Origin of the sequence: Halobacterium sp. DL1, from assembly GCA_000230955.3 — an archaeon.
In the GTDB taxonomy this organism is placed as follows: domain Archaea; phylum Halobacteriota; class Halobacteria; order Halobacteriales; family Halobacteriaceae; genus Halobacterium.
Window position 1 is genome coordinate 795,434 of the sequence record CP007060.1, and the last position, 15,103, is coordinate 810,536.

The 15,103-nt window shown below is 71.7% G+C and carries 18 protein-coding genes; 14 read left to right on the forward strand and 4 right to left on the reverse strand.

What is annotated here, in order from left to right; genetic code table 11:
• The first annotated feature begins 3 nt into the window (after positions 1-3).
• The 7 genes from HALDL1_05530 to HALDL1_05560 are packed head-to-tail and all read left to right on the forward strand — an operon-like array spanning position 4 to position 6,723.
• Entirely contained in the window at positions 4-474 is a 471-nt protein-coding gene (locus HALDL1_05530) for a hypothetical protein (protein AHG03109.1), read from the forward strand.
• The gene (locus HALDL1_05535; GenBank protein AHG03110.1) at positions 452-844 is read left to right on the forward strand and encodes a hypothetical protein; all 393 of its coding nucleotides are present in this window, start codon (positions 452-454) and stop codon (positions 842-844) included. Before HALDL1_05530 ends, HALDL1_05535 begins: the two co-directional genes overlap by 23 nt.
• On the forward strand, positions 835-1,296 hold the full coding sequence (locus tag HALDL1_05540; protein ID AHG05191.1) for a hypothetical protein: 462 nt from the start codon (positions 835-837) through the stop codon (positions 1,294-1,296). Before HALDL1_05535 ends, HALDL1_05540 begins: the two co-directional genes overlap by 10 nt.
• Positions 1,284-4,250: a hypothetical protein gene (locus HALDL1_05545; protein AHG05192.1), complete on the forward strand. Its 2,967-nt coding sequence runs from the start codon at positions 1,284-1,286 to the stop codon at positions 4,248-4,250. Before HALDL1_05540 ends, HALDL1_05545 begins: the two co-directional genes overlap by 13 nt.
• A 39-nt stretch (positions 4,251-4,289) precedes the next feature.
• Positions 4,290-4,721 carry a hypothetical protein gene (locus HALDL1_05550; protein ID AHG03111.1) on the forward strand — a complete coding sequence of 144 codons (432 nt, stop codon included), beginning with the start codon at positions 4,290-4,292 and terminating at the stop codon, positions 4,719-4,721.
• Positions 4,721-5,614 (forward strand): sugar epimerase/dehydratase, encoded by an 894-nt coding sequence (locus HALDL1_05555; GenBank protein ID AHG03112.1) that lies wholly within the window; start codon positions 4,721-4,723, stop codon positions 5,612-5,614. The genes HALDL1_05550 and HALDL1_05555 overlap by 1 nt, the downstream gene beginning before the upstream one ends.
• Positions 5,615-5,634: 20 nt before the next feature.
• Positions 5,635-6,723 (forward strand): oxidoreductase, encoded by a 1,089-nt coding sequence (locus HALDL1_05560; protein AHG03113.1) that lies wholly within the window; start codon positions 5,635-5,637, stop codon positions 6,721-6,723.
• Position 6,724: 1 nt separating this feature from the next.
• Here the strand turns inward: HALDL1_05560 and HALDL1_05565 are convergent, their stop codons facing one another.
• On the reverse strand, positions 6,725-6,892 hold the full coding sequence (locus tag HALDL1_05565) for a hypothetical protein (GenBank protein ID AHG03114.1): 168 nt from the start codon (positions 6,890-6,892) through the stop codon (positions 6,725-6,727).
• A gap of 107 nt (positions 6,893-6,999) precedes the next feature.
• Between HALDL1_05565 and HALDL1_05570 the strand changes: the two genes are divergently transcribed.
• From HALDL1_05570 to HALDL1_05595, 6 genes are all read left to right on the forward strand, one after another.
• Complete coding sequence (locus HALDL1_05570) at positions 7,000-8,199, forward strand: MFS transporter (GenBank protein ID AHG03115.1); 1,200 nt, start codon at positions 7,000-7,002, stop codon at positions 8,197-8,199.
• Positions 8,200-8,225: 26 nt separating this feature from the next.
• On the forward strand, positions 8,226-9,311 hold the full coding sequence (locus HALDL1_05575; GenBank protein AHG03116.1) for a glycosyl transferase family 2: 1,086 nt from the start codon (positions 8,226-8,228) through the stop codon (positions 9,309-9,311).
• Positions 9,312-9,336: 25 nt separating this feature from the next.
• Positions 9,337-9,774 carry a hypothetical protein gene (locus HALDL1_05580; protein ID AHG03117.1) on the forward strand — a complete coding sequence of 146 codons (438 nt, stop codon included), beginning with the start codon at positions 9,337-9,339 and terminating at the stop codon, positions 9,772-9,774.
• Between the two features lie 30 nt (positions 9,775-9,804).
• Positions 9,805-10,398, forward strand: coding sequence for an NUDIX hydrolase (locus HALDL1_05585; protein ID AHG03118.1), 594 nt, complete (start codon positions 9,805-9,807; stop codon positions 10,396-10,398).
• Positions 10,399-10,436: 38 nt separating this feature from the next.
• Positions 10,437-12,062, forward strand: a complete 1,626-nt coding sequence (locus HALDL1_05590; GenBank protein ID AHG03119.1) for a phytoene dehydrogenase — start codon at positions 10,437-10,439, stop codon at positions 12,060-12,062.
• Between the two features lie 124 nt (positions 12,063-12,186).
• The gene (locus HALDL1_05595; GenBank protein ID AHG03120.1) at positions 12,187-12,978 is read left to right on the forward strand and encodes a luciferase; all 792 of its coding nucleotides are present in this window, start codon (positions 12,187-12,189) and stop codon (positions 12,976-12,978) included.
• Here HALDL1_05595 and HALDL1_05600 read toward each other — a convergent pair whose 3' ends face one another.
• Complete coding sequence (locus HALDL1_05600) at positions 12,979-13,077, reverse strand: hypothetical protein (protein AHG05193.1); 99 nt, start codon at positions 13,075-13,077, stop codon at positions 12,979-12,981. It abuts the gene before it with no gap.
• A gap of 195 nt (positions 13,078-13,272) precedes the next feature.
• Here HALDL1_05600 and HALDL1_05605 point away from each other — a divergent pair, with 195 nt between their 5' ends.
• Positions 13,273-14,391 carry a sarcosine oxidase gene (locus HALDL1_05605; GenBank protein AHG03121.1) on the forward strand — a complete coding sequence of 373 codons (1,119 nt, stop codon included), beginning with the start codon at positions 13,273-13,275 and terminating at the stop codon, positions 14,389-14,391.
• Here the strand turns inward: HALDL1_05605 and HALDL1_05610 are convergent, their stop codons facing one another.
• Positions 14,392-14,904, reverse strand: a complete 513-nt coding sequence (locus HALDL1_05610) for a heat-shock protein Hsp20 (GenBank protein AHG03122.1) — start codon at positions 14,902-14,904, stop codon at positions 14,392-14,394.
• Positions 14,901-15,059: a hypothetical protein gene (locus HALDL1_05615; protein ID AHG03123.1), complete on the reverse strand. Its 159-nt coding sequence runs from the start codon at positions 15,057-15,059 to the stop codon at positions 14,901-14,903. Before HALDL1_05615 ends, HALDL1_05610 begins: the two co-directional genes overlap by 4 nt.
• Between the last annotated feature and the right edge of the window lie 44 nt (positions 15,060-15,103).

Here is a 15,103-nt window from a genome sequence, read left to right on the forward strand (position 1 = left end):
GCCATGCTCGATGTACCCGCCGACGTGCCGCCGCTACTGGTCGCGCTCTCGCTCGCCAGCACTGCCCTGCTCGGCGTCGTGTTTGCCACGAGTCCCGCGCCCTCGCCGCGCGAAGCACCGCTGGCCGACACCGTCGACACCGTCGCGGCGGCCGACACGCCCGGCGTCGAGACCAGAGCCGTCGACGTCCCTCAGATTCGAATCGAGAGCCAAGAACTCGCAGTCAGTGGGCCGGGCGGGACTTCCCACGCGTCGTTCGCCTACGGTCCGGTCGTCCCCGTACACGCCGACACGCCGCTGTGGCGCGTCCTGCGCGGCACGCCTCCCGACGAGGTCTTCGAGAGTCAGTTCGCGTTCGCCAACGCCGCCGCTGCAGCGTCCACGCGGGACGCGCAGTGGCGCCGCGGTGTCGACCGACTGACCGTCCGTCGCGTCAACTGGGGTGGTGTCGATGTCACGCTCGTCGGCGCGTAGGGCCCAGGTCGAGCCACTGCCCGCGCTCGTCGCGGTCGCCGTGCTCTGTCTCGCGGTCGGCGCGTACGCGTCGGTCCGCGCGGGCGTCGCTCCCGTCGGCGGCAGCGGTCCACCCGCCGACGCGGTGCTGTCGGAGACGGTCGACGCAGCCACCGACTCGGGGTCGGTCGTCGTCACTCCGAGGGCCCTCAGGGTCGTCGCGCCGCCGGGCTACGAGGCCACTGTCACCGTGACGGTAGGCGACCAGTCGTGGACCGCGGGCGCGAGTGACCCGCCACCGGACGCCGCGACGGCGAGCAGACGCGTTCCCGTCCGGATCACACCGGGAGAGGTCAACCCGGGTCGCCTCGACGTGGAGGTGTGGTCGTGAGTCGCGCCATCAGCACGGTGCTCGACGTCTCGCTCGCGCTCCTGCTCGTGAGCGCGGCCGTCGTCGCACTGGTGACAATTCCCGGCGGCGACCGTCGGCCACCAGACCCCGATGCGGCCGCGCGCACCGTTCTCGCCAGTACGGCGACCGCGACGTACGGCCCGCCCGAGGACCGGCGGTCAGTCTCCGGGCGCGTCTCGACGCTCGTCGGGCAGGCCGCGGTCGCCGCCGACCGTGGGACCGACCCGGCGTTCGTCGACGCGGTCGAGGGCGCCGTCCACTACGTCCTCGTGCGGACGGACGGGAACGTGGAGCTCTTCGCACGGGCCGGCGACTCGACCGTCCGGGTCGGCCCCAGGCCGCCAGTGAGTGCGTCCGTCGCGGCCGTCACGCACGAGGTCGACCTGCGGAACACGACTGCGACGGTCACCGTCCGGACGTGGTCGCGATGAACTTCGCGGACGACGAGCGCGCTCGCGTCCCGTTCGCGCTGGTCGGTGTCGTGCTGCTGGTCACCAGCGCCACCGCCGCGGCCGCGCTCGCCGCCCACGACCCGGCGCCCGACCGCACTCGCGGCGACCGGGCCGCCGACCGGGTCGAGACTGGAGCGGACGTCGCGCTCGCTAGCGCGACCCGGACCGCGCTCTCGGCGGCCGCACGCGACCCCGTCGTCGTCACTGCTGGCACACGGTACGGGGCCGCTATCGACCCCGAGAATGCGTTCCGTGAGTCGCTCTCACTCAGGGTGTACGCCCGAACCGAGCGCGCCCTGCGGACCGTCGACGCGACCGCTGGCGACGTCACCGCGTCGGTCTCTCTCCCACGCGTCCAGACGACGGGGGACGCCGAGCGCGCCATCGACGCCGTGGCCGTCGAACGCGTGAACGAATCGGTCGTCCGCGTGACGGTCACCGGTGTCGGCGTCGTGCTCCGGCGGGACGGTGACGTCGTCTCCCGGTCGCGAACGAACGTCTCCACCTCGGTCCACAGCTCCGTCCTCGCGCTCCACGACCGCGTCCAACGCTTCGAGACGATGCTCGACCGGGACGCCTTCGACGGTCCGGGCCTCGACCGCCGCGTCACCGACCTGCTCCACCGCGTCGTCTGGCTCCGCGGCCCGCTCCAGTACGCCGGTCTCCCGGTCTCGAACGTGCTCGCGAACCGGCACGTCGAACTCGCGACGAACCGCGCGCTGCTCTCGCTCCAGGACACCGCGCTCGGCCGGAGCGACCACGCGGGAGACGAGGCCTACCGTCGGGCGCGGAGTCGAGTCGGCCTCCGTGACGTGGTCGCGGCCGTGGAAACGGACGCGACTGACCGCGCTACGGGCGTTCTCACTCGGTCGGGAGCGCCTGAGGGGCCGGTGAAGGTCGGTCTCTCCACTGCGACCGACGCCGCCAGAGCGGCAGGACAGGTCGTCCCCGTCGGCGTGAACGTCACCGCTGACCGGGCGTTCGTCTCGTTCGTCGACGGCGAGTCCCCACAGACGCTCGCTGGCACGCTCCGGGACGCGTACACCACGACCGTACGACGGTCCGTCGACGTCACGCGACTCGACACGACCACCACGCAGTCCGGCAGCGTGCCCGAGAACTGGACGCTCGACGCCACAAACCGGGAGTCACACACTCGCGTGGCCGGGAGGGTCGAGGGTGGCGATGGGCGGGCGACGAGTGGCCGCACCATCTCGACGCACGGCCGCCGCGTCGTCGTCACCGAGCGAACGACCCGTCGCTACGTCGACGGGAACGACGAGCAAACTGTCGTCGAGACGCGGCGCGAGACGTACCGCGTCACCGTCGTGCTTGAGTACGAGGTGACGCCGCCACCACGTACGCCATACTCCGAGCGCGCGGAATCCATCCTCGACGCCTCGGCAAGCGGCGTCAGCGAACGCGTTCACGACCGCATCGCGGCGTGTGCGACGGACGTCCTGCTTGCGGACACGAGCGTCGAGTCGCTCGCCCGCCGCGCCATCGACGAGGACATCCACACGCAGGAGCGCCACGTCCACCCGCGCGTTCCTCGCTCGGTCCGGGAGCGAGCGTACGGGGCAGTGGCACGCCTCCGAGAGCGCGCCCGTAACGTGACGGAGAACGTGTCGACTCACGCGCTGGCGAACGGTCGCGTCCCGGTAGACTCCCTCCGCTCGCGGGTCGTCGGCCTCAACGACGCAGCGCCTTCCTACGACTCGCTGTCCGACCGCGCAGTCGCCGCAGCCAGCGAGGCGTATCTCGCGCGGGTCGACGCTCGCCTCATGGAGCGCCGCGCAGACGGTGCACTCTCCGACGTGGGCGAACAACTCGGCGACCGCGGCCTCGAATCGCCACCAGACGCCCGGGCTACCGACGCCGACGCCGGCCCCGTCGCCGCCGTAGACGGCGCGCCGACGTACCTGACGCTCGCCGAAGTCACGCCGGCGATGGCGCCCGACGTCGAGCACGCCTTCCACCCGCTCGCCGCCCGGAACGTCAACTGGTTCACCGTCCCCCACGGCGACGCGGCCCAGGCGGTGCTCTCCCGGGCGCTACCGGACCCCCCGGAGACGGCGCGACTCGGCACCGCGGGGCAGGCGCTCCACTCCGCCAACCGGACGCTCGCCTCCGCCAGCAACCGGACGCTCCGACAGCGACGCGACGCCCTGCAGTCCGCCGTCGAGGAGGGCGTGTCCTCAGCCGCTCTCGCATATCGTGGCGTGCTCGCGGCGTCGAACCTCGCGTTCACCGAGGCGGAGCGACGCCGTGCGACGCGGTCGGCGCTCGCCCGCTGGGGGAGCCTCGACACCCGGGCGAGAGCGATAGCCAACGGCTCGGCGGCCCGGGCCGTCGCCACCGAAGCCGCCCGGATCGCCGACGCCGACGGCGTCAAGCGCGACCGATTGGCGGCCCTTCTCCGGTCGGAAGCTCCGAAAATCGCTCAGCGAGGCGCGGTCCGCGTCGAGTCGGGTCTGGTGTCGGACGCCGTCCAGTCGACGCGCCACGTCGGCCGCCTCGTCGCCGAGAACGCACTCTCGGAGGCCGGCGCCGCGACGGCCGAGCGCGTGGCCAGGCGCCTCGGCGCCGCCGACGTCGGGGCGGTGCCGGCCGGCCTGCCGCTGGCGCCCGTCCCCGGGTTCTGGTACGCGACGGCGAACGCGTGGTCCGTCTCGATTCGGGGGGAGTGGGCCCGGTTCGCCGTGCACGCCGCGGGCGGGTCACCGACCGGCCCGGGCAACGGGACCGCGTACGTTCGCGAGTCTGAACCGGTCGCGTTCGACGTGAACGGGGACGGCCGACCGGACCGCGTCGGCCGGAACGAGCGCCTCGCCTTCGAGGTCGAGGCGACGGTCGGCGTGGTCGTGCCCGCCGGGCCTCGCGGCGTCGGCGACGTGGGCGGTGACGCCGACGAGCAGTCGGCCGGCTGGTGAGTCGTAGCCTCCTTGAAGGCTGGGTGCCTACGTGGGGGCGTGCTAACCGACGACATCGCCGATCCGGACGCGGTGACCCCCGAAGAACTGCGTGCGGACTACCTGTCGACACTCCGGGACGTCGTCGAGTCGGGCGGCGTCGACGCCGTCGCCGAGCAGTCCGGCGTCTCGACCGAGCGACTCGACGCGCTGGTCGCGGGGGAGTCGCTGACGTTCACCCTCGAGGAGGCGGCGGGAATCCTCGGAACGAGCGACGACTGGCCGGCCGCCGAGGACATCCTCCTCGAGGTCCGGGACCACGTGATGCTCCAGATGAGCTCCGCCGTGATGGACGTGGACGCGCTCGCGGCCGGCCTCGACGGCGACCTCGACCCGAAGGAGATACAGCAGAAGATCGAGGGGCGACAGCCGATGACGCTCGCGGAGTACGCCCGCATCTACCGCCACATCGCCAGCGAGAACCCGTACTGATGGACGTCGCCGTACTCGGCTGTGGCTACGTGGGCCTCGAACTCTGCCGGCAGCTGACGGTGGGGGGCCACGACACGGTCGGCGTCCGGCGCTCCCCAGACGGCATCGACGCCATCCTGGAGGCGGGCTTCGAGGCGGTCCGCGCGGACGTCACCGACGCCGACTCCCTGGCCACGATTCCGGACGTCGACGCCGTCGTCTTCGCGGCGAGCTCCGGCGGCCGCGGGGCCGACGCGGCGCGCGAGGTGTACGTGGACGGACTGCGGACCGCGGTCGAACAGTTCGGCTCTCGGGAGAACCCGCCCGACCAGTTCGTCTACACGTCCAGCACGGGCGTCTACGGCGACCACGGCGGCGACTGGGTGGATGAGGAGACGGCCCTAGACCCGACGACAGAGAAGACGACGGTGCTCGCGGAGGCCGAGCGGGTCGCGCTCGAAGAGGGGTCGGCGGCGGGGATGGACCCGACCGTCGTGCGGTTCGCGGGGTTGTACGGTCCGGACCGCTACCGGCTGACGCGCTACCTCGACGGGCCGGTGACCGAGGGCTACCTGAACATGGTCCACCGCACGGACGCCGCCGGGGTCGTCCGCTTCGCGCTCACCGACGCGGACGAGGACGTGCTGCTCGCGGTGGACGACGAACCGGTGTCGAAGTGGGCGTTCGCGGACTGGCTCGCCGACGAGTGCGGCGTCTCCCGGCCCGACAAACAGACCGTCGAGGAGCGCCTGGACGAGGGCGACCTCTCGACGCCAGCCGAGCGCCGCCTGCGCACGAGCAAGCGCTGCTCGAACGATCGACTCCGCGAGCTGGGCTACGGCTTCTCCTACCCGACGTACCGGGAGGGCTACCGGCCCGCCATCGAGTCGTTCCGTCGCGGGGAGTACAAGTGAGCGGCGGGGCAACGTGAGGTATGGCCACCGCAGACGCGACGTTCCGGTACAAGGAGCGGTTCGGCGAGGGGATGGCGCGGACGTACTTCCGCCGCGTCGGCGACCGCGCGGTCTCCAGCGTCGGCCTCGGAACCTACCTCGGCGACCCGACCGACGCGGTGGACGAGGCGATGGGGGAGACGGTGCGGGCGGCTGTCGAGTCCGGCTGTAACGTCGTGGACACTGCCATCAACTACCGCCACCAGCGCAGCGAGCGCGTCGTCGGCCGGGCGCTCGCGGACGCCGACGTGGACCGAGAGGCAGTCTTCGTCTCCACGAAGGGCGGCTTCGTCCCCTTCGACGGTGAGCGACCCGAGAACCCGGGGGAGTACGTTCGTTCGGAGTACGTCGACACGGGCATCGTCGACCGCGAGGACCTCGCCCACGGCAGCCACGCCGTCGCGCCCGGCTACATCGAGGACCAGGTCGACCGGTCGCTGCGCAACCTCGACGTCGACACCATCGACCTCTACTACGTCCACAACCCCGAGACGCAACTCGACGAGCGGTCCGCCGACGAACTGTACGACCAGCTAGAGGCCACCTTCGAGCGCCTGGAGGAGCGGGCGGCCGCGGGGGACATCCGGCACTACGGCGTGGCGACGTGGGACGCGTTCCGCGTGCCCCGCGACCACGAGCGCTACCTCGACCTCGGCGAACTCATCTCCCGGGCGCGAGGGGCGGCGAAGTCGGTCGGGAACACGGCGACGCATCTCCGCGCGGTGCAGGTGCCGTTCAACGTCTACATGGCCGACGCGTTCACCTGCGATGCGCAGTCGGGGCCGGAGGGTGACCAGAGCGTGCTGTGGTTCGCCCACGAGGCGGGGCTCAACGTGTTCACGTCCGCGAGTCTCGCGCAGGGCGAGGTGGTTCAGGGGATCCCCGACGCCGTCGACGCGAAGCTCTCGGGAGAGACGGCTGCCCAGCGCGGCCTCAACTTCGCGCGGAGCGCGCCAGGCGTCACGTCGGCGCTCGCGGGCACGACGAACCCGGACCACGTCCGCGAGAACGTCGCCGCTGGCGCCGTCGAACCGCTGGGTGCGGACGCCTTCGACGCCGTCTTCGAGTAGCTCAGCGGAGCTGTTTCCACTCGCGACCGCAGTCGGGGCAGGCCCGCCGCCAGCCGACGCCGCCCCGGTCACGGGTGGTCAACTGCCTGTTGCAGTCCTCACACACCAGTCGCTCGTACGTGTCCTTCCGCACCGCACCGGAGCGTAGCGCCTTGGTCACCGAACTCATGGCACATCGTTGCCCACACAGTACCTTCAGTAAACGCCGGCTAACACCCGGGATACGGCCCGCTCCGGAACCACAACTGTTGAGGCGTCGGCCCGTCAACTCCGGCCGTGTCCACTCCGTCAGCCGGGAGCGACGCGGGGCGCGTCCGCCTGTTCGGGTCGCTGCTCGCGCTCGTGTTCCTCGTGAACTTCGGGCGCGTCGTCTTCGCGCCGCTCGTCGCACCCCTCGAGTCGGAGTTCATGGCGAGCGAAGCGGCCGTCGGCCTCGTCGCGACGCTGGCGTGGCTCGGCAGCGCGCTCCCGCGCCTGCCGACGGGCTACCTGCTGACGCGCGTCGAGCGCCACCGGGTCGTCCTCGGGACGGGCCTCCTGCTCGCCGTCTCCTCGCTGGGGATGACGTTCGCGCCCACCATCGAGTTCGTGATGCTCGGCGCGCTGCTCGTCGGCCTCGCCTCGGGGGCGTACTTCGTCGCGGCGAACCCCCTCATCAGCGAACTGTTCCCCCAGCGCGTCGGCCGCGTCGTCGGCGTCCACGGCACCGCCTCGCAGCTAGCGGCCGTCGTCGCGCCCGTGCTCGTGGGGCTGTTGCTCGCGCGCTACGACTGGCGCGCGCCGTTCTGGCTGCTCTCCGCGGCCGCCCTCGTCGTCACCGCCGTCATCTACGTCTTCGCGGGGCGCGCTGACCTGCCGGAGGCCGGGAACGCCGACCGCAACCTGCTCGGCGCCATCCGCCGCCAGTACCGCATCGTCCTGCTCGGCGTCGTCGTCGTCGGCACCGCCGGCTTCGTCTGGAACGGCTTCTTCAACTTCTACATCAAGTACCTCACTAGCACGAAGGACGTCTCCGCGGGGACGGCCCAGACGCTGCTCACCGTCGTGTTCGCGGCCGGTGTCCCCGCGTTCTGGTACACCGGCCGCCTCGCCGACCGCTTCCGCCACGTCCCACTGATGCTGACGGTGCTCGGCGGCTTCGTCCTCTCCCTGCTGGCGATGACCGTCGTCGAGAGCGTGGTCGGCGTGGCGCTCGTCTCGTTCGTGCTCGGCTACGCCATCCACAGCCTCTTCCCGGCCATCGACACGTTCCTGCTCGACAGCCTCCCGGACGCCGACCGCGCCAGCGCGTACGCCGGCTACAGCGGGGCGATGATGGTCGCGCAGGCGTTCGGGAGCGTCGTCGTCGGCACGCTGCTCGGGATGGAGTACGGCTACGACCTCGTCTTCCGCGTCGGCGCCCTCGGTGTCGGCGTGCTCCTCGTCGGCCTGGTCGTCCTCTACCGGGCCGACCGCCTGCCCGCTGGCGCAAGCTAGTTGGGACGCGCGTCCACAGACGGTGTATGGACTACACGCAGGAGCGCGTGGCGACGCTCCACGACTACGGGGGTGCCAACCCGGCCGCGCCGACGGACCGCGCCGCCGTGGTGGTGCCGATGACGGACCGGGAGTACGCCGGTCTCGCCCCCGAGCGCGTCTTCTCGGAGCTGGAGACCGTCGACCCCGCGGAGGTCGTGGTGCCGCTGCGCGCGCCCGCCGAGCGCGTCCCCGAGTTCCGGGCGTGGCTCGACGGATTCGACGTCGACCTCACCGTGCTCTGGTGTGACGGCCCGCGCGTCGAATCGCTGCTCGCGGAGGCGGACCTCGACGGCGCGCGCGGGAAGGGCCGGGACGTCTGGCTGGCGCTCGGCGTCGCCGCCGACAACGACTACGTGGTCGTCCACGACGCAGACACGACGACGTACGAGGCCCGCGACGTCCGCAAACTCCTGTTCCCGCTCTCGGCGGGCTTCGAGTTCTCGAAGGGCTACTACGCCCGCGTGGAGAACGACCGGCTGTACGGCCGGCTGTTCCGCCTGTTCTACGAGCCACTCGTGGCCGCCCTGGACGACGCCCACGACCACGAGGTGCTGTCGTTCCTCGGCGCGTTCCGCTACGCGCTCGCCGGGGAGTGCGCGATGACCGGCGACGTCGCCCGCGGGCTCCGCGTGCAGCGCAAGTGGGGTCTCGAGGTCGGGACGCTCGGTGAGGCGTTCCGCCTCGCGGGGACCGAGGGCGCTGCGCAGGTGGACCTCGGGCGCTACGAGCACGACCACCGCGCTGTCTCCGGACCGACCGGACTCTCAGAGATGAGCGAGGGCGTCGGGAGCGCGCTGTTCCGCGCGCTCGAGGACGCCGGCGTGGACGTCGAGTACGACACGCTGCCCGAGCGCTACCTGGACCACGCCGAACGGTTCGTGCGGGCCTACGGCGCCGACGCCGCGTTCAACGACCTGGACTACGACGCCGCGGACGAGCGACAACAGACCGAGACGTACGCCGGGGCCATCGACGCGCCCGGTCCGGATACCCGCCTGCCGGCCTGGGAGGACGCGCCCCTCGACCCCGACGAGGTCGCGGCGGCCGCCGCGGCGGACGCGGAGGATTGAAGCCACGCGGGCGACACCCCAGTCCATGGACGGCGACGAACTCGCGGGCATCGCGGACCTCTTCGGCGGGCTGACCCGCGAGGAACTCGACGACGCACTCGACGAACTGGCGTTCAAACGCGGCGAGGATGTCGCGGACGGCGACGCGGACGTGGAGGCGGCGCTCCGGGACTACTACCTCGTGGCAGTCGAGCACGACGATGAGGCGCTGCTCGCGCCCGGCCCAGTGGCGTTCCCCGAGCTCCCCGAGAACGCCGCCGACCTCCCGCACATCATGGACGTCGAGCGACGGCGCATCGACCGCGAGGCGCTCGCCGACGCGGTCAGGGAGCGACTGGAAGCCGACGCCGCCGGGGCCGACGACGAGCGCGCCCGCTACCTCGTCGACGTGACCTACGACGCGGAGGCGTGGGCGCCCGTCGAACTCGAGGCGGTCCGGCAACGATTGACCGGCGACGCGTGAGTTAAGGGCGTCGCGTCCGTCTCCGCCACCATGGACCTCTCGCGGGTGGCCGCCCACCGTCCGAAGCAGATCACGGACGAGGAGCGGGACGCGGCGGTGCTCGTCCCCGTCGTCGAGCGCGAGGCGGGCCCCGCGCTGCTGTTCACGATGCGCGCCGACCACCTCGGCGAACACCCCGGCCAGATGAGTTTCCCGGGTGGCGGCCGGGAGCCAAGCGACGCGGACCTCCGGGAGACGGCGGCCCGCGAGGCCGACGAGGAGATCGGTCTGCGCCGCGAGGAGCTCTCCTTCGTCGGGCAACTGGACGACATCAGCACCGTCAGCAGCTACGCCGTGACGCCGTTCGTCGGCCGCGTCCCGGACCGCGACTACGTTCCCGACGAGCGCGAGGTCGACGAGGTCGTCGTGCTCCCGATATCGGGGCTCACGGAGCCGGCGAACTACGAACTCGAGAAGCGCCGCCACCCGTCGTACGGCGAGGCGCTCGTCCACTTCTTCCACGTCAACGACTACACCGTCTGGGGGGCCACCGGCCGCATGCTCGTGCAGTTCCTCGAACTCGCCTGCGACTGGACGCCGCCCGACCGCGACCCGGACGTCGTCGAGATGGACCCGGACGTGTAGGAAACACGCTGAAGGTGACACGGCCCCAATAGCCGCCGATGTCCGACTCGCCGACCGTCGCAGTACTCGGGGGAGGAATCGGCGGCCTGACCGCGGCCCACGAGCTCGCCGAGCGCGGCTTCGACGTGACCGTCTACGAGGCCAACGACCGCGTCGGCGGGAAGGCCCGCTCCATCCCGATATCGGACGACGAGGCGGGGCTGCTGGGCGAGCACGGCTTCCGCTTCTTCCCCGCCTACTACCGCAACGTCGTGGACACGATGGAGCGCATCCCGGACGGTGACGGGACCGTCGCGGACCACCTTGTCGCGACCAGCGAGACGCTCGTCGCGGGGACCGGTGACCTCGCGGTCCGCGCGTCCACGGAGCGCCCGTCGACGCCCCGCGAGTGGTTGGACGCCTTCCGGCCCCAGATCGCGGGCGGCTCCGTGCCGCGCCACGAGATAGCCCACTTCCTCTCGCGGCTCGCCGTGTTGCTGACGAGCTGCCGGGAGCGCCGCGAGGACGAGTTCGAGCGCACGTCGTGGTGGGAGTTCATCGACGCCGCGGAGATGTCCCCCGCGTACCAGAAACACCTCGCGGCGTCCACGCAGGCGCTGGTCGCGCTCCGGCCGGAGGTGGGGAGCGCGCGCACCGTCGGCACCATCTACCTCCAGTTGCTGTTCGGCCAGTTCGACCCCGACAGGCCCGCCGAGCGCGTGCTCGACGGCCCGACGAGCGAGGTGTGGTTCGACCCGTGGGTCGCGTACCTCCGCGACCTGGGCGTCTCCATCGAACTCGAGGCCCCCGTCACGGCCATCGAGAGCGACGGCGAGCGGGTGACCGGCGCCGTGGTGGACGGCGAGCGCGTCACCGCGGACTACTACGTCGCCGCGCTCCCCGTGGAGGTGATGCGGCGCCTCGTCACGCCCGACCTGCGCCGCGCCGCGCCCTCCCTGGCGGGCGTCGACCACGTCGAGACCGCGTGGATGAACGGCGTCCAGTTCTACCTCGACCGCGACGTCCCCATCGTGGGCGGACACGCCGTCTACGTCGACTCGCCGTGGGCGCTCACGTCCATCAGCCAGCGCCAGTTCTGGGTCGACCACGACCCCGTCGCGCGCTCCGGCGGCGAGGTCGAGGGCGTGCTCTCCGTCATCGCCTCCGACTGGGACACCCCCGGCGTGCTGTACGGCAAGCCCGCCAGGGAGTGCACGCGCGAGGAGGTCGTCGAGGAGATCTGGGCGCAGGTGCAGTCCCACCTCGGCCCCGAGGAACTTCCCGACGAGGCCCGCGTCTCGCACTTCCTCGACCCGGCGCTCGGGCAGGGAGAGGGCGGACTGACGAACGACGCGCCGCTGGTCATCAACACGGTGGGGAGCCTCCGCCACCGGCCCGAGGCCGGGACGGAGGCCGAGAACTTCGTGCTCGCGGCCGACTACGTGCGCGTCGAGACGGACCTGGCGACGATGGAGGCCGCCAACGAGGCCGGCCGCCGAGCCGCCAACGCGGTCCTCTCCCGGTCCCGCGTGCACGCCCGCCCCTGTGAGGTGTGGGGGCTGGACGAACCCGCCGTCTTCGACCCGCTGAAGCGCCAGGACAGGCTCCGCTACGAACTCGGCCTCCCCCATCCCGGCGAGGTGGGCCACGACGCCTGGGCGGTTCTCAACTCGCTGCGGCCGTAATTCGCGATGGCGACAGCCTTTTGCCGGTCTGTCCGGTAGCCGGGGTATGGTCGCAGAGACGATGGATCGAGTTCCGCTACTGTACTGAGAGTCAACTGCGTCTCGCGGCCCGGGGTGAACTGTCGTGTTGAGAAGCGACAGCCACGCCGCGGTCGCGGGCGTCGACGCCGTCGCGCTGAAACCCGCCGAGACTGACTACCGACGCATCCCGGAGCTCCACGAGGCGCTCGACACGGTTGTCATCGACTACGAGGGCCACGAGCACCTCCCGGAGTTCGACGCCGTCGCGGACCTCGCGAACGGCGACCGCGAGGTTCGGCTCACGACGCCCGTCCGCGCGGACGGCTTCGACCCTCTCGGAGACGACTCGCTGGCCACCGAACTCCCCGAGCACGTCGGTCGCGTGGTCGTCGCCGGCCACGGCGCCTACCTCTCCGAGGCCGAGGCCGAGCGCGCGGTCGCTCCCCGGTTCGGCGCCGCCGTGACGGCCGACGCGGACGCCTGGGTCGGGACGGAGGGCGTCGAGCGCGCCGCGCTCGCGACGGGCGCGACCCAGTTCGAGTTGCTCGCCCGGCAGACCGAACGGGCCGTCCGCTCGCTGCGAGCGGCGGGGTACGACGGCGAGATAGCGGTCTACGCGCCCACCGTGCTGAGCGACGACGAGAACGAGATACTGGACGCAGTCGGCGCGTATACGGCGCGACGGAAACCAGTGGCGCGCGCGTTGCCCGATGGCGCAGCCGCGGACGGGACCGCCGACGGCCGCGCCCGCGAGGTGCTGTCGAAGGCCGTGCGGGACTACGCCCTGGTGGGCGACGAGGAAACCGTCCGCGAACGCGTCGAAGCGCTCCGCGAGGCGGGCGTCGACACCGTTGTCGCCTATCCCGCGGCCGGCATCGACGCCTTCCTGGCCTGATTACTCGACGGTGACGAGGAACGTCTTCCCGCCGCGGCGCTCGAGGAACGCGTCGTCGGCGTGGCTGTCGGCGTAGGCGGCGACCCCCGCGGCGGTCATCTCCGACACCTCGATGCGCCGTTCCGAACTGTCGGCCCTGCGCGGCGAGCGTCGGCGTCTTCCTTGGAGTGACATATCTGGAAATCAGACGGTATCCGCTTTAACCTCACCCGTGCGGGGTGAAAGTGAAACTAACTGCAGGCGTCCGGGCGCCGCGTCCGCGGCAGTTATGCGGGTGCCACCGTACGAACTGGTATGGACGACTCACGCAGCGACCCGGAGAGGCGGGTCGCGGTGGTCGGTGGCGGCGCGGTGGGTCTCACCGCAGCCCACGACCTCGCGACGCGGGACGCCGCCGTGACGCTGTACGAGGCCAGAAAGGTCGGCGGTGAGAGCACCGGACGGGCCGCTGGCATTCTCTACGACGCGTTCGCCGAGGACGTCGACGCCCGCATCGGTGCGCGCGCCATCGAGCGGTTTCGTGAGCTCTCGGGCGACGGCGACTTTGCGCTCCGCGAGACGCCGTACCTCTGGTTCGTCACCGAACCTGGCGCGAAGGCTGCGGCCATCCGCGACCAGGTCGCGGGGATGCAGCGCCACGGCCGTCGCGTCGAGCGAATCGACGCCGGAACGATCTCCGAGCGCTTCCCTGCGCTCCGGACCGACGACGTGGTCGAAGCTGCCATCGCTCGGGACGCTGGCGTGGCGGACACGAGCGCGTACGCCGACCTGCTCGCGTCGAAGGCAGCGGACGCGGGCGTCGAGGTGCTGGAGCAGACGCGGGCGGCGGTCCGGACCGACCCACCCCGCGTGAACGGCGAGCGCTACGACGCCGTGCTGGTCGCGGCGGGTGCGCACACGAAGCGCCTGCTCGCCGACGCCGGCCTCTCGGTTCCGCTGAAGCCGTACCGCGTGCAGGCGCTCACCGCCGGTGGCCCCGGCGAGATGCCGACGTTCTACGACGCGACCGGGGGCTACTACGCCAGACCGCACCCGACGGGGGTGCTCGCGGGCGACGGCACCGAACCCGTCGAGGCGGACCCGGAGTCCTACGACCGGGCGGGCGACGACTGGTTCGTGGACGCGATGCGCGACCGTCTCACCGACCGGCTCCCGGGCTACGACCCCGACGTGGAGCGGGCGTGGGCGGGCCTCTGCACCGCCACGCCGGACCGCGACCCCCTGCTCGGCGAACTCACGGACGGGCTCTTCGTCGCCGCTGGCTGGCAGGGCCACGGCTTCATGCGCGCGCCGGCCACGGGCGAAGCAATCGCAGAACAGATGCTCGGTGGTGACGGCATCCCCGCGTTCGACCCGGCGCGGTTCACCGGCGACGAGTCCTTCGATATCGTCGAGGGGATGACCGTCGAGTAGCTACTCGAGCGGGACGTCGTCGTGGTCCGACTCGTCCTCCGGTTCGCTGGCGTGTGCGCCACTCTCGGCGGTCGGTTCACCCGCCTCGACGTCCTCGTCCTGAGTTCCCTCGGTGACGTCGATGCGGGTGCTGTCGCCCTCGCCCTTCGGCAGGAAGACGTACAGCGTGCCGTCGTCGTTCAGTTCGGCGTGCGCGCTGTCGGCCTCTACGACGGCGTCGCCGGGCAGACGCGTTTCGCCATCCAGGGCCAGGCCGCGGCCGGGAAACAGCATGTCGAACCCCTCGCGGTACTCCCGGAAGCGGTCGACGCGTACCGACACCGTGTTGTCCGCGTAGTTCACCTGGACGTCGCTGGTCAGCGCGCCCGGGACGTCGAAGACGACGAGGTACTCGTCGTCGCTCTCCAGGACGTCGACCGGGAGCGGCGACTCCTCCTGGAACTGTGAGGCAGCCTGCCCCATCCGGCGCAGCACCGCGCCGCCGACCGCTTCGGCGAGCCTGCGTCCCCTCATAGCTCGATCTCCTCCAGCGGCTCGGTCTCCCGGCAGTACGGGCACGCGAAGTCCGACAGCCCGACGCTGTCGGGCATGTCGTACGTGTAGTGCATCTCGAACATGTCCATCTCGCAGTCGTCGTTCGTACAGCGGACCTCGAGCGTGGCGGGCATACCTCGACGTTGGGACGCCGTGGGCATAAAGCGGCCGGCCGCGG